The following is a 12,508-nucleotide window of genomic DNA, read 5'->3' as shown; positions in this document are numbered from 1 at the left end:
TTTGAACAAAGGAGAACGCATGGACAAGATCGCCGATCTGCCCAACATCAATCCGTCCCAGTTAGACATGCCGACGCTGGACAAGCTGGCTCCGGTAGGCGACATGGATCACCCGCCACGTATCCTGATGCTGTATGGCTCGCTGCGCGAGCGCTCGTTCAGCCGCTACCTGACGGAAGAAGCCGCGCGCATCCTCGAGCACTTCGGCGCGGAAGTGCGGATCTTCAATCCGACGGAGTTGCCGATGGTTGGCAGCGTCCCGGATAACCATCCCAAGGTTGTGGAACTGCGCGAGCTTTGCCTGTGGTCCGAAGGGCAGGTCTGGTGCAGTCCCGAACGCCACGGCGCCGTCACAGCGGTGATGAAAAACCAGATCGATTGGATACCGTTGGAGATGGGAGCGATTCGGCCAAGCCAGGGCCGCACGTTGGCCGTCATGCAGGTGTGCGGAGGATCGCAATCTTTCAATGTTGTGAATACTCTGCGCCTGTTGGGGCGTTGGATGCGCATGTTCACCATCCCCAACCAATCGTCGGTGCCGATGGCATACAAGGAGTTCGACGAGAGCGGGCGTATGCGTCCATCCGGTTACTATGAACGCGTGGTCGACGTGATGGAAGAGTTGTTCAAAATGACGCTGCTGCTGCGCGGCCGTGCGGACTACCTGACCGACCGCTATAGCGAGCGCAATGAGCGGTCGATGCGGGCGATCGATCAGTCGATCAAGAAGATTTGATCTTTGGCGGTTTCTGTCAGCGCTGGCTTTGCAGTGGGCAGGCCTGCATGTTGTCACCGAGGCGGCGTGCCAGTTCGCTGCGCAGCAAATGCAGGCCATTGATGCGCTGATCGATATCGGTCAGCTTGCGTTCCAGCGCGGCGCGCAATTGGGGCGCGGCGGCGTCGGGCTCGGACAGCAGCGGCAGGTCGGCTTCGATCTCCGCCAGCGTGAAGCCCAGCGTTTGCGCCAGCCGGATATAGCGCAGCAACTCGACGGCTTCTGGCGGATAGTCGCGATAACCGTTGGCGCTGCGGCGCGCGCGCAGCAGGCCGCGCTTCTCGTAAAAGCGCAAAGTATCGCGGCTGATGCCGGTGGCGCTGGCGATTTCCCCGATTTGCATGCATGGCCTCCAAAAAGTGCTTGACCCTGGAGTGTACTCCAGCCTTTAGCATGGCTGCATGAAAACTACCACCTACCGCAAAATAGTCCTCGGCAGCGCGATCTACGATTTGATCGTGACTGCTCCTTTCGCCACGCCGTGGAGCTTCGCCTTCGCGCACGATCAGCTCAACGCCATCAACCAGGCGCTGGGCGGAATGGCGCTACCGGCCTTCACACCATTCCACGTGCTGTTCGCCTGCCTGCTGGGCAGCGTGGTGCTGGTGTGGGCCGCGCTGCGCGTCAGCGATCCGCAGACCCGCTATGGCCGTTTCGACGGTGTCGCCCGCACGATGTTTTCCACATGGATGATCTGGACGCTGGCCGTCACCGGCGCGCCGCTGCTCTGGCTCTTCATCTTGCCCGAGCTGTCCTGGGGCGTGGTCCAGTGGCTACCGGTCCAGTTTGATGAACCTCTAATTGGAACCAGCGCGCCACGGCAATAATAGGAATTCCGACAGCAACCTCATGAGGTGGTCGATGATTCCGCGAATAAATGCCGATCTGATTTTGCCACCAGTTACGAGCGTGGGGCCGGGTACAGGTACCGTGAGATCTCCATATAGCGCATCTATCTCTGAGGTCGTGCAGCGATTTTCCACCACGATAGAGCGCGCAGCGATTCTACGCGGACTGCTAACATACAGACAGGCGGTAATTGGCTTGGGCATGACTGATGGCCACATGTGGCTGGATGGAAGCTTTGTCGAAAACATCGAAGCCAAGGCCAAACGGCCTCCGAACGATATCGACCTTGTTACATTTGCTGTCATTCCAGCCGGTAGTCTTGCGGAGAAAGACGAACTGCGCAAAAGAGTTCCAGAGGTATTTGATCCAGACGAGGCAAAGAGAAGATTTCGTTGTGATGCGCACTTTGTTGACTTGGCAGAGCCGCTATCAATGATTCTAAAAAATACCTGTTACTGGTACGGCTTGTTTTCCCATCAGCGCGATAGCAATCGATGGAAGGGAATGCTGCAAGTACCTCTGTTATCTGATGACTCGGTGGCAGGGGTTATATTGCGCCAGGCGGAGCAAAGTTTGGGAGGTTGAGACCATGTTAAGAAAACTTGAACGTGATTTTCTGATGGCGGATTTGGGAGCGGTGGAAGAGATGATTGCCTTCCACAGTGCGGATATACATTCTTTTAGCTATCACCAGTTCATTCAGCGGAAAAAGTCTCTTGAGCGGCAGTTGAAAGAGATGGATGTCGTCATTGAGAGCCAGTTTGAAATTGGTGTTTATTTCGGCGGTGATCCCGTGGAGAACGAACATGGTATCACTGTGGATTTCGCCAGTAAGTTGCTTCATCATTTCAACGCCCTGATTGTTCAAACCTCGGAGGCGCAGCGTGCGCGGTTGTTTTTGACGATTCAGCAGCGCAGGATGATGGGCTTTGTTCTGGAGGCATGCGAAGAGGATCTTGCCGCGCAAACTCATCTGCGTGCATTGGATCTTCTTGAAGCAGGCTCGCGGCAGCAGCATCCCCAGCTAGATGGCTTGATCTGTTTGCTGAAAGAGCATCAGGCGACCATGCAGGTTCGCTGCGATGAACGAGAGTTCACCGTTTCACCGCGTTGATGGCCGCGTTGCAGCCGGTACGCTCTCCACCAGGAAATCGATGAAGGCGCGGACGCGGGCCGGTTGTTGCTGGCGGCTGGGGTAGTAGGCGTACAGGTCGGCCGAGGGCAGGGTGTAGTCGGGAAGGACCACTTGCAGGCGGCCGCTGTTGAGGTATTTGGCTGCGTCCCATTCGGACCGCAGCAGGATGCCGTGGCCGTCGAGCGCCCAGCCCAGCACCACGTCGCCGTCGTTGCTCGACAGGCTGCCGTGTACTTTCACCGATTCGTGCTTGCGGCCTCTTTGTAGTTTCCAGGTGCTATACGTGTCATCGTTCTGACGGTGCAGGATGCAGCGGTGCCGGGTCAGATCCTGCGGCGTGCGCGGCACGCCGTTCTTTTTCAAATACGCCGGCGAGGCGCACAGGTAGCGGTGGTTGGACAGGATTTTGCGCGCGCCCAGCCGCGTATCCGGCAGCTCGCCGAAGCGGATGCCAAGGTCATACGCGTCTTCCACCAGATTGATGGCGCGGTCGGTCAGCTGCAACTGCACTTCCACATCCGGATGGCGCCGCGCAAACGCCGACACCAGCGGCGCGATAGTGGTGCGGCCGAAGCCCAGCGTGGCGTTCACCCGCAGCAGCCCTTTGGGCGCGGCGCGGCTGCTCGATACCGATTCCTCCATGTCGCGGATATCGCCCAGGATGCGCGCGGCTTGCGCCAGATAGGTTTCGCCCTCGCTGGTCAGGCTGACGCGGCGCGTGGTGCGGTTCAGCAGGCGCACGCCGAGACGCTGCTCCATCAGCATCAGCCGCTTGGTGACGGCCGGCGGCGTCAACCCCAGTTCGCGCGCGGTGGCCGCCAGGCTGCCCAACTTTGCCAGCTTCACGAAGAAGGAGAGCTCGGAGACGATATCGTTATTCACTTGAAGTTAATAAAGGAATTAATATCAGTAAATTATACGACTATCCTTCAAGAGTAAGCTGTCATCCATTGTTTAACGGAGACGCACCATGAAAATCGTCGAAATTCGCGAAAAGACCATCCCGATCAGCTCCCCGATCCGCAACGCCTATATCGATTTCAGCAAGATGACACTGAGCCTGGTGGCTGTCGTTACGGACGTGATCCGTGATGGCAAGCCGGTGGTCGGTTATGGCTTCAACTCCAATGGCCGCTACGGCCAGGGCAAGTTGATGCGCGAGCGCTTCATCCCGCGCATTCTCGAAGCCGATCCATTCTCGCTGCTGAACGACGCCGGCACCAATATTGATCCGCACAAGGTGTGGGACTGCATGTTCGCCAACGAGAAACCTGGCGGCCACGGTGAACGCTCGGTTGCCATCGGCACCATCGACATGGCGATCTGGGACGCGGTGGCCAAGATCGAACGCAAGCCGCTGTTCCAGCTGCTGGCGGAACGCTACGGCAGCGGCACGCCGGACCGCAAGGTGTTTGTGTACGCCGCTGGCGGCTACTATTATCCGGGCCAGAGCCACGACGCGCTGAAAGATGAAATGCGCAGCTACATCGATCGCGGCTACACGGTGGTGAAGAAAAAGATCGGCGGCGCCTCGCTGGATGAAGATCTGCGCCGCATCGATTCCATCCTGAGTGTGCTGGGCGACGGCCAGAAGCTGGCGGTGGACGCCAATGGCCGCTTCGACCTCGATACCGCGATCAAATACGCCAAGGCGCTGTCGCAGTACGATTTGTTCTGGTACGAGGAAGCCGGCGACCCGCTTGACTTCGAGCTGCAAGCCACGCTGCGTAATTATTACGACAAGCCGATGGCCACCGGCGAGAACCTGTTCTCAATGCAGGATGCGCGTAACCTGATCCGCTACGGCGGCATGCGCGCGGACCGCGACTGGCTGCAATTCGACTGTGCCCTGAGCTATGGCCTGGTGGAGTATCTGCGCACGCTGGACATGCTGCACCAGCATGGCTGGTCGCGCACCCGCTGCATTCCGCACGGCGGCCACCAGATGTCGCTGAACATCGCGGCGGGTCTGGGCCTGGGCGGCAACGAGTCCTATCCGGACCTGTTCCAGCCATTCGGCGGCTTCCCGGATGGCGTGCATGTCGATAACGGCTACATTACCATGCCGGACCTGGTCGGCATCGGCTTTGAGGGCAAGTCGAATCTCTACAGCGAGATGCAGGCCCTCAGCGCATAATCAGGCGGCTTTGGCCAGCGCCTGCGGGCCGCTCCACACCTGCTGCGCCACACGCATCATGTTGCGGCCGAGGACCAGTTCCGCTTCCTTGTCGCTCATGCCGGTCTTGCGCAGCGCGGCGGGCAGCTCGCGCCAGACTTCCGGCGGCGTGAAGCTGGGCGGCTTGTCCATGCTGTAACCGGCGGAGGCAGGCCACCAGTGGCCTGGATCGAAGGCGCCGGGAGGCGTGTCGTCCAAGCCCGGCTGCTGGAAGCAGATGTCCAGCCCTATGCCGGCGTGCTGCACACCGACCAAGTCGGCGATGTAGGCGGCATGGCGTGCCACGTCGTCTGCGCAAGGGTGTTCGCTGCCGAGGAAGAAGGAGAGGCCGGAGACGCACACCACGCCACCGGTTGCGGCGCAGGCGCGTATTTGCTCATCGGTGACGTTGCGGCCGTGCTGCACCAGCGTGTACGGATTGGCGTGGCTGAAGATCACCGGCTGCGCCGAGGCGTTCATGATCTCCAGGCTGCACAGGCGGCCGGTGTGCGAGCAGTCCATCAGGATGCCGTTGTCGTTCACCGCCTGCACCATGCGGTGGCCCAGCGGCGTCAGGCCGCGCGGCACATCGTGGCAGCCGTCGGCCGCACTGTTATTGCGGTTGTAGGCGAAGTGAATCTGGCGCACGCCCAGTTGCGCATACAGCGCCACCATGTCAGGCTGCTCCAGCAGGGGTATCGCTCCCTCCAGGTCGAAGGTGATCGCCATGCGGCCATCGGCGGCGGCCTGGATGATGTCGTCCACGCTGGATACCAGCACGTAGCGTTCCGGATCGGCTGCGATGGTGGCACGGTAGCCGGCGATCACCGACATCACTTGCGATATCGGGTTCATATCGGCGCCTACGTTCAGCGATACGTAATTCACGCCGGCGGCATGCAATCGGCGGACTGGCGTAAAGTCGGCCAGGGGATGTTGCGGCAGGCAAGCGTGGGCGTCCCAGTTAATCATGATCGTCGGCGTGGTTGGAAAGCTATATTATACTGACGGCTTTTCATCGTCTCCCAAAGGCCATCATGTCTTTTTCTTCACTGGGCCTTGCACCCTCGCTGCTTAACGCCGTCACCGAAATCGGTTACGACGAACCGACCGCGATTCAACGCGCCGCCATTCCCGCCATTTTGCGTGGAGGCGATGTGCTGGGCGCTGCGCAAACCGGTTCCGGCAAGACGGCAGCCTTCGCGTTGCCGCTGCTGCAATCGCTGCTGGAAAAGCGCAAGTGGCCACGCAAGCTGCATGGCCTGGTGCTGGTGCCGACGCGCGAACTGGCGGCGCAGGTGGGGGAGGCGATCAGCAAGCTGGCGGCGCATCTGAATGAGCCGGTGAAAGTAGTGGTGGTGTTTGGCGGCGTCTCGATCAATCCGCAGATGCTGGCGCTGCGCGGCGGTGCTGATATCGTGGTAGCCACGCCGGGCCGCTTGCTGGACCTGATCGATCACAACGCGCTGCATATCTCGAACACGCAAATGCTGGTGCTGGACGAAGCGGATCGCCTGCTGGACATGGGCTTTAGCGAAGAGCTGAACGAGATCCTGGAGCAACTGCCCAAGCAGCGTCAGAACCTGTTCTTCTCCGCCACGTTCCCGCAGGCGGTGCAGGCCCTGGCCGACAGCCTGCTGCACGAACCGGCGCGCATCGAAGTGCTGGCGGAGCCGGAGAGCAAACCGGATATCCAGCAGCGCGCCATTTCTGTCGATGTGCCGCGCCGTACCATGCTGCTCAAGCATCTGATCCTGGAACACAAGTGGCGCGGCGTGATGGTATTCGTGGCTACCAAGTATGCGTCCGACCATGTCGCGGAGAAGTTGAATCGCAATGGCATCAGCGCCAGGTCGTTTCACGGCGAGTTGAGCCAGGGCGCGCGCACCGATGCCCTGAAGGACTTCAAGGACGGCCGCTTGCAAGTGCTGGTGGCGACCGACGTGGCGGCGCGCGGCATCGATGTGGCGCGCCTGCCGGCAGTGGTGAATTACGATCTGCCGCGATCCGCGGTTGATTACACTCACCGCATCGGCCGCACTGGCCGCGCGGGCATGAGTGGCGTCGCGATCAGCTTTGTCACCGCCGAAGCGGAGCAGCATTTCCGACTGATCGAAAAGCGTCAGAATGAGCGTGTACCGCGCGAGATCATTCCCGGCTTTGAACCAACCGAGGTGGCCGCGCCGTCGAATGGCGTGACCGACATCGTCAACGGTGGCATCAAGGGCAAGCGCAAGAGCAAAAAGGACAAGCTGCGCGAAGCCGCAGCCGCAGCAAGCGGCGAATAATCAGGCCGCGCTATCACGGAACTGCCGGCGGTAGGCCGATGGTGAAGTGCGCAGCGTCGCCTGGAAGTGCTGCCGCAGCGACAGCGCCGAACCAAAACCGGCTTCCTGCGCGACCACTTCGATCGACGCATCGCTGCTCTCCAGTAGCCGCTGCGCGTGCGCTACACGCTGATTCAATAGCCATTGCTTGAACGAGGTGCCGGTGGCGTCGCGGAAGTGGCGCGTGAAGTTACGGCGGCTCATGGCCGCACGCGCCGCCAGCGCGTCGATGCTATGGTTGTCCGCGAGATGCCGGTTGACCCAGTCCAGCACCTGCGCAAAACGGTCGTCGCTACCGCTGGCCGGCACCGGGCGCTCAATGAATTGCGCCTGGCCGCCTTGCCGGTGCGGCGCCACCACCAACTGCCGCGCCACATGGTTGGCTGCCTCCGCGCCGCGCAACTGGCGCAGCAGATGCAGGCAGCAATCCAGTCCGGCCGCCACGCCTGCCGAAGTCAGCACGTCATCATCGACATACAGTACCTCGCGATCCAGCGCGACGGCCGGGTGGCGTTCGGCCAGCAGGTCGGCAAACGACCAGTGCGTGGTGGCGCTGCGGCCATCCAGCAGGCCGGCTTCGGCCAGCGGAAAAGCGCCGAGGCACAGGCCAACGATGCGCGCACCGCGCTTGTGGGCGCGCTTGAGGGCCTCCAGCAGGACCACCGGCGCCGGGCGGCAGTCGTCGTGCCACGTCGGCAGGATGACGATGTCGGCGTGGCTCAGTGCGCGCAGGCTATGCTGGACGGTGATGTCGAAACCACCAGTGGTGCGTAGCGGCGACGGATCGGCTGAGCAGATTTTCAGCTCGAAGCCCGCGTCGCGGAACACCATGCCGGGCACGGACAAATGGAACGGCGTGATGCCGTCAAACGCGATGACGGCGATCCTGTGGCAGCGCGAGGTTGGTGTATTCATTGGCGTATTCATGGCCCAATTATATCGTTTGTATGCCTTCGGGCCACTGTTGGCCGGACGCGCGCAAGCGCACAATGTCTCTCATCGTAACTCACTGAGGAGAACTCAAATGCGCCGTGCCCTGATTGTCATCGATGTGCAAAACGAATACTTCACCGGTCAAATGAAGATTGAATATCCACCGGTGGCCGTCTCGCTGCCGAATATCACCCGCGCCATGGATGCGGCGCGCGCGGCTGGCATTCCGGTTGTGGTGGTGCAGCATGATGCGCCGGAACAGTCACCGATCTTCGCCAAAGGCTCGGATGGCTGGCAGTTGCACGCGGATGTGGCCAAACGCCCGGCCACGCACCATATCAACAAGGTCTATGCCAGCGTGTTTACCGGTACCGATCTGGCGCAATGGGTGACCGACAACGGTATCGATACCCTGACCATCGTCGGCTACATGACGCATAACTGCGATGCCGCCACCATTTACGAAGCGGCGCACAAGGGATTGACGGTGGAGTTCCTGTCCGACGCCGGCGGTTCGCCGTCGTATGAGAATGCGGCCGGCAAGGCCAGTGCGGAAGAGATTCACCGCGTATTCAGCACGGTGTTCCATTCCAGCTTTGCCGCCGTGGGCAGCACCGAGGACTGGATTGCCGCAGTGCGCGAGGGGAAGGCGCTGGAGCGCGACAATATCTTCATGTCGGTCCAGCGTACAATCAAGTAAGGCTTAGCCGCCTACGCGCTTGGGTTTGTGGCCGAGTTTAGCCAGTTCGGCCATCACGCGTTCGCAGTGGTCGCCCTGGATTTCAAGTACGCCGTCCTTGACGGTGCCGCCGGAGCCGCAGGCGCTGCGCAGTTGTTTGCCCAATGCGGCCAGTGCGTCGGCGTCCAGCGGGAGACCACGCACCAGCGTGACGGTCTTGCCGCCGCGCCCCTTGGATTCGCGCGATACTTTGACGTTGCCGTCGCCGGCAGGTTTGGCCTTGGAGGCGTCTTTGCAGCTGCAAGCGCTCAGCGGCTTGCGGCAGTCGGGGCACATGCGGCCGGTTTCGGTGGAGTAGACGAGGGCCATGGCTTAATCCTTCAACAGTCGTGGCATGAAGATTTCAAAGAAGCGTTTCTGGTCGGAGGCCAGGCACACCTGTGCGTTGGGTGCGCCCGCTTGCTCGCGGGTGTAGCCTTCGTTGTCGACCACGATGCGGAGCGGCGTGGTCGGGCAGACGGTCGGGTCGAGCATCCATGCCACTGGCACCACGTCGAACAGCGATGGCATGTTGCTGGACCATGGCTGGTAGGCGTTGATCCATTGGTGGTAGAGCAGGGCCAGTTGGTCGGTGATGCGCGAGCCGTGGCCGAGCAGGGCATTGCGTTCCACTTCGTCGAGGCGGATCTGGGTGGAGTCGATCGGCATCATCACGATAGGCACGCCGGAGGTGAACAGCTTTTGTGCGCCGGCGATGTCGGAGACGATGTTGTATTCCTTGTCGGCCGGACGCGATGGCACGTATTGCGATTTGCGGTAGCCGCTGCGCACCGAGCCGCCCATCATGGCGACTTGTTTGAGTTTGCCGAAGGTGGCGGCGTCGCGCTGGATGGCGGCGCCGATGTTGGTCAGCGGGCCAAGGGCCAGCAGGGTGATCTGGCCGGGCTGGCGCTTAATCTGGTCGAGCATGAAGTCGACCGCGTCGATTTTGGCCGGCAGTGCGCCGCGCTGGGCGTAGCGCGCTTGTGTGAATGGCTGCGGGTTGCCGGTGGCGCGGATGCCTTGGGCGACCGGGATGTTGCTGTGGCCTGTTTCGCGCAGCATGCGTTCCAGCAGTTGCGCACGCAGGGCGGTGTCGCCCCAGGCGGTAGTGATGCCGACGATGTCGATTTCCGGGCTTTGCAGCAGAAGACCAAGGGCAAAGGCATCGTCGATGTCGTCGCCGATGTCCATGTCGACGATGACTTTCTGCGGAGCGGCATGGGCCAGCATCGCGCAGGTCAGCGCGGCTAGCGCGAAAAGCCCGCGCAACGGGCGAGTGAAGGAGGATGCCATGTAAATCCTTGGTGCGTTGGAAGCGGGATTTTACAGGAAGCTGGCTTTCCTCATCGTGGCGGGAACGATACGGCGGTGCGCCGGGGCGACGAAGAACATGTAGATACGTCCCAACGCGTTGTGGATGTGGACCACTGTGCTGACAGAGACTTGGTGCGGCGTTTTGCAGACCGAGAGTTCAACGCGCAGGTGTTTGTCGGCATCCCCGAGGATGACTTCCTGTTCGCTCAGGTAGCGGATGCGGAAGATGCCGACACGGTCGCCAACCTGGTAGGCGCTGGCCGGTTTGGCGGGATCGATGGCGCTGAGCAGGCCGAGGTCTTTCAGTCCGAACAGTTTGACAATACGGTTGCGCAGGGCCATGGCCAGGTTGACCCAGCGTGGTGTGGTGGCGGCGACTTTCAGATAGGTCTCCAGTGCGGAGAGCTGGTTCGGTTGCGTGTCCATGGTGTAGCAATCGTGGAAGTCCGCTCCGGGCAGGCGCTGGGCGATTTCGCTTTGCTGCGGGATGGTGGTTGCGGTGGTGGTCATGGTTAGGTTGGATTCGTGATCAGGGCGATGCGGCGCTTGATGCGTTGGGCTTCGATGGTGTCGCCTGCTTGTTCCGCGCGCATGGCCTGCACGCCTAGCCAGGCGAGGAGTGGCCGGCGCCAGCCTTGGGCGGATGCGGTTTCCACTGCGTCCGCCAGGAGTTGAGGCGTGGCGCGGCCGGCGCGCAGAAGGACGCCGCTGGCGACCAGGCGGGAAAGCGGATCGGCGATAGCTTGAACCGCGCCCGCCGCCGTCACATCGCTCGCCGCCGCCGCCACTGCGCGGTGCTGCTCCGGCAGCAGTGCCAGATCGGCCGCCGCAAGCGGTGCGGCAGTCGGCGGCAACGCGGTGGTGGGGGACTGCGTGGTCGAAGGCATCGCGCCGGGCTGGGGAGCGATGGCTGGTTGGGCTGGCGCGGGAGCGGCGGGGAGGCGGCCGGCGAGGTAGGTGGCGTAGGCGCGGTCGGCGGGGCTGGCGTCCTGGGCCAGCTTGTCGTAGCCGGTGCAGCCTTCGAACACCAGCGAGGCGACGCGGGCGGCGCAGCGGATCAGTTCTGCGCGGATGATCAGGTCTACCTTGCCGGTGCTGGCCAGCGCTTCGCGGGCGCGCGCGAATTCGGCGGCTTCCACGCGCGCGTTGCCGCTCATGTAGGCTGACGTCGCGCGCTCGATGCTGCCGTGTGCTGTCATCTGCCAGTCCGGCACCGGTGGATTGCTGCCGCAGCCGGCCAGCAGCAGGGCTGCGGACAGCGCTGCCGCAAGCGCGCCGTGTGGGCGCGGCGTCGGCTGCGGTGTGGCGGCGTGCGAGATGCTTGTCTTTTTCATGGCAGCTTGATCTCCGTATCGCGCTTGAACGGCCATTTGCGGTTAATCTCATTCACCAACTGCTCTACGCGCCGCAAGCTGCTTTCCACTTCGCCGCGCAGCGTGCCCAAGTCCGCGGTTGCTTCCTTGGTGTTGGACGCCACCGCCTGCGCCTCAACCAGCACCGCATCCATCTTCTTGAGCGAATTGCGCGCGTCGGCCAGCAAGGCGTTGAGCTGCTGGATGGTGGCCTGTGCATCGGTCGCCACACCGGCCGGGCCGAATACCCGCTCGTCGGCATGGCCGATCAGGCTATCCGCCTTGACCGCCAGCGCATTGACCGTCACGAGCAATTTGTTGGCGCGATCCGCCAGCTGCTGGGCGCTTTTCTCATCGCCGGCGATCAGGCCCATGGCGCCATGCGGGCCATTCAGCTTGCCCGTCACGCCCGCCACATTGGCCAGCGACGCCGCCAGCGCCGAATTTTCCGCCGTCAGGTCGTTCAGGTTTTGCAGCAGATCCTTGGCCGCCGCCAGCAGACGCGGAATCTCCGCGCCCGGATCGCCCACCAGCAGTGAGCGTGCGGCGCCATCTTCCAGCGGCGGATCGGTCGGAATCCCGCTGAACGCGCGCAGCTTGGCGCCGCCCACCAGTCCACGCTCCAGCGTGAAGATGCTGGAACTGCGCAGCCAGTGCGCGTCCTGGCGCGGCACGTCCACCACCACGCGCGCCTTGCCCTCCGGGCTCAATTCGATGCGCCGCACCCGGCCGATGGGGAAGCCGGCAAAGGTGACGTCCATGCCGACCACCACACCCTCGGAATCGTCGGCCTGCAAGATCAGCGTCTGCGTCGACTCGAACGCGCCACGTGCATACAGCAGATACACCGCCGATCCAAGCACCAGCACCACCATCAGCACCAGCAGCACGGCGGCCTTGAATTCGGCATTGCGTACCGGCGCGGCTTCGTTGTTCTGTTCTGTCAT

Annotated in this window: 16 protein-coding genes; 7 read left to right on the top strand and 9 right to left on the bottom strand. The window is 62.2% G+C overall.

What is annotated here, in order from left to right:
* Positions 1-19 precede the first annotated feature (19 nt).
* Positions 20-736, top strand: a complete 717-nt coding sequence (arsH, locus tag GM676_RS19010) for an arsenical resistance protein ArsH (RefSeq protein WP_155465426.1) — start codon at positions 20-22, stop codon at positions 734-736.
* Positions 737-752: 16 nt separating this feature from the next.
* On the opposite strand, the gene GM676_RS19005 is transcribed toward arsH, so the two are convergent.
* A complete protein-coding gene (locus GM676_RS19005; protein WP_155465425.1) occupies positions 753-1,118 on the bottom strand; it encodes a MerR family transcriptional regulator in 366 nt (121 codons plus the stop codon).
* A 58-nt stretch (positions 1,119-1,176) separates the two neighbouring features.
* Between GM676_RS19005 and GM676_RS19000 the strand changes: the two genes are divergently transcribed.
* From GM676_RS19000 to GM676_RS18990, 3 genes are read left to right on the top strand one after another with little or no spacing between them, the layout of a single operon-like run.
* Positions 1,177-1,602, top strand: coding sequence for a hypothetical protein (locus GM676_RS19000; protein WP_155465424.1), 426 nt, complete (start codon positions 1,177-1,179; stop codon positions 1,600-1,602).
* A 22-nt stretch (positions 1,603-1,624) separates the two neighbouring features.
* Complete coding sequence (locus GM676_RS18995) at positions 1,625-2,209, top strand: DUF6932 family protein (RefSeq protein WP_371866297.1); 585 nt, start codon at positions 1,625-1,627, stop codon at positions 2,207-2,209.
* A gap of 4 nt (positions 2,210-2,213) precedes the next feature.
* Positions 2,214-2,738, top strand: coding sequence for a hypothetical protein (locus GM676_RS18990; protein WP_155465422.1), 525 nt, complete (start codon positions 2,214-2,216; stop codon positions 2,736-2,738).
* On the opposite strand, the gene GM676_RS18985 is transcribed toward GM676_RS18990, so the two are convergent.
* Complete coding sequence (locus tag GM676_RS18985; protein ID WP_371866291.1) at positions 2,727-3,641, bottom strand: LysR family transcriptional regulator; 915 nt, start codon at positions 3,639-3,641, stop codon at positions 2,727-2,729. The genes GM676_RS18990 and GM676_RS18985 overlap by 12 nt on opposite strands.
* Before the next feature lie 88 nt (positions 3,642-3,729).
* On the opposite strand from GM676_RS18985, the gene GM676_RS18980 reads away from it, so the two are divergent.
* Positions 3,730-4,896, top strand: a complete 1,167-nt coding sequence (locus tag GM676_RS18980; protein WP_155465421.1) for a mandelate racemase/muconate lactonizing enzyme family protein — start codon at positions 3,730-3,732, stop codon at positions 4,894-4,896.
* Here GM676_RS18980 and GM676_RS18975 read toward each other — a convergent pair whose 3' ends face one another.
* Positions 4,897-5,886, bottom strand: coding sequence for a dipeptidase (locus GM676_RS18975; RefSeq protein ID WP_155465420.1), 990 nt, complete (start codon positions 5,884-5,886; stop codon positions 4,897-4,899). It abuts the gene before it with no gap.
* Positions 5,887-5,951: 65 nt separating this feature from the next.
* Here GM676_RS18975 and GM676_RS18970 point away from each other — a divergent pair, with 65 nt between their 5' ends.
* Positions 5,952-7,202 carry a DEAD/DEAH box helicase gene (locus GM676_RS18970; protein ID WP_155465419.1) on the top strand — a complete coding sequence of 417 codons (1,251 nt, stop codon included), beginning with the start codon at positions 5,952-5,954 and terminating at the stop codon, positions 7,200-7,202.
* Here GM676_RS18970 and GM676_RS18965 read toward each other — a convergent pair whose 3' ends face one another.
* Positions 7,203-8,156, bottom strand: coding sequence for a GlxA family transcriptional regulator (locus GM676_RS18965; protein WP_229262763.1), 954 nt, complete (start codon positions 8,154-8,156; stop codon positions 7,203-7,205). It abuts the gene before it with no gap.
* A gap of 109 nt (positions 8,157-8,265) precedes the next feature.
* Between GM676_RS18965 and GM676_RS18960 the strand changes: the two genes are divergently transcribed.
* Positions 8,266-8,874 (top strand): cysteine hydrolase family protein, encoded by a 609-nt coding sequence (locus tag GM676_RS18960; RefSeq protein WP_155465417.1) that lies wholly within the window; start codon positions 8,266-8,268, stop codon positions 8,872-8,874.
* 3 nt (positions 8,875-8,877) lie between these two features.
* On the opposite strand, the gene GM676_RS18955 is transcribed toward GM676_RS18960, so the two are convergent.
* From GM676_RS18955 to GM676_RS18935, 5 genes are read right to left on the bottom strand one after another with little or no spacing between them, the layout of a single operon-like run.
* The gene (locus tag GM676_RS18955; RefSeq protein WP_155465416.1) at positions 8,878-9,222 is read right to left on the bottom strand and encodes a translation initiation factor Sui1; all 345 of its coding nucleotides are present in this window, start codon (positions 9,220-9,222) and stop codon (positions 8,878-8,880) included.
* Positions 9,223-9,225: 3 nt separating this feature from the next.
* A complete protein-coding gene (locus GM676_RS18950; protein ID WP_155465415.1) occupies positions 9,226-10,188 on the bottom strand; it encodes a nucleoside hydrolase in 963 nt (320 codons plus the stop codon).
* Between the two features lie 30 nt (positions 10,189-10,218).
* Entirely contained in the window at positions 10,219-10,719 is a 501-nt protein-coding gene (locus GM676_RS18945; RefSeq protein ID WP_155465414.1) for a DUF2867 domain-containing protein, read from the bottom strand.
* Positions 10,720-10,721: 2 nt separating this feature from the next.
* A complete protein-coding gene (locus GM676_RS18940; RefSeq protein ID WP_371866290.1) occupies positions 10,722-11,543 on the bottom strand; it encodes a hypothetical protein in 822 nt (273 codons plus the stop codon).
* Complete coding sequence (locus GM676_RS18935; RefSeq protein WP_155465413.1) at positions 11,540-12,508, bottom strand: MlaD family protein; 969 nt, start codon at positions 12,506-12,508, stop codon at positions 11,540-11,542. The genes GM676_RS18940 and GM676_RS18935 overlap by 4 nt, the downstream gene beginning before the upstream one ends.

The organism is Duganella radicis, assembly GCF_009720825.1.
Classification (GTDB): domain Bacteria; phylum Pseudomonadota; class Gammaproteobacteria; order Burkholderiales; family Burkholderiaceae_D; genus Rugamonas; species Rugamonas radicis.
Note: the sequence above shows the minus strand (reverse complement) of the source record. Positions and strands in the feature narration are given on the sequence as shown.

Bases quoted from the DNA above. Each gene is read 5' to 3' on its own strand.
- arsH (WP_155465426.1), top strand. From the start codon at position 20: ATGGACAAGATCGCCGATCTGCCCAACATCAATCCGTCCCAGTTAGAC.
- GM676_RS19005 (WP_155465425.1), bottom strand. From the start codon at position 1,118: ATGCAAATCGGGGAAATCGCCAGCGCCACCGGCATCAGCCGCGATACT.
- GM676_RS19000 (WP_155465424.1), top strand. From the start codon at position 1,177: ATGAAAACTACCACCTACCGCAAAATAGTCCTCGGCAGCGCGATCTAC.
- GM676_RS18995 (WP_371866297.1), top strand. From the start codon at position 1,625: ATGAGGTGGTCGATGATTCCGCGAATAAATGCCGATCTGATTTTGCCA.
- GM676_RS18990 (WP_155465422.1), top strand. From the start codon at position 2,214: ATGTTAAGAAAACTTGAACGTGATTTTCTGATGGCGGATTTGGGAGCG.
- GM676_RS18980 (WP_155465421.1), top strand. From the start codon at position 3,730: ATGAAAATCGTCGAAATTCGCGAAAAGACCATCCCGATCAGCTCCCCG.
- GM676_RS18975 (WP_155465420.1), bottom strand. From the start codon at position 5,886: ATGATTAACTGGGACGCCCACGCTTGCCTGCCGCAACATCCCCTGGCC.
- GM676_RS18970 (WP_155465419.1), top strand. From the start codon at position 5,952: ATGTCTTTTTCTTCACTGGGCCTTGCACCCTCGCTGCTTAACGCCGTC.
- GM676_RS18965 (WP_229262763.1), bottom strand. From the start codon at position 8,156: ATGAATACACCAACCTCGCGCTGCCACAGGATCGCCGTCATCGCGTTT.
- GM676_RS18960 (WP_155465417.1), top strand. From the start codon at position 8,266: ATGCGCCGTGCCCTGATTGTCATCGATGTGCAAAACGAATACTTCACC.
- GM676_RS18955 (WP_155465416.1), bottom strand. From the start codon at position 9,222: ATGGCCCTCGTCTACTCCACCGAAACCGGCCGCATGTGCCCCGACTGC.
- GM676_RS18950 (WP_155465415.1), bottom strand. From the start codon at position 10,188: ATGGCATCCTCCTTCACTCGCCCGTTGCGCGGGCTTTTCGCGCTAGCC.
- GM676_RS18945 (WP_155465414.1), bottom strand. From the start codon at position 10,719: ATGACCACCACCGCAACCACCATCCCGCAGCAAAGCGAAATCGCCCAG.
- GM676_RS18940 (WP_371866290.1), bottom strand. From the start codon at position 11,543: ATGAAAAAGACAAGCATCTCGCACGCCGCCACACCGCAGCCGACGCCG.
- GM676_RS18935 (WP_155465413.1), bottom strand. From the start codon at position 12,508: ATGACAGAACAGAACAACGAAGCCGCGCCGGTACGCAATGCCGAATTC.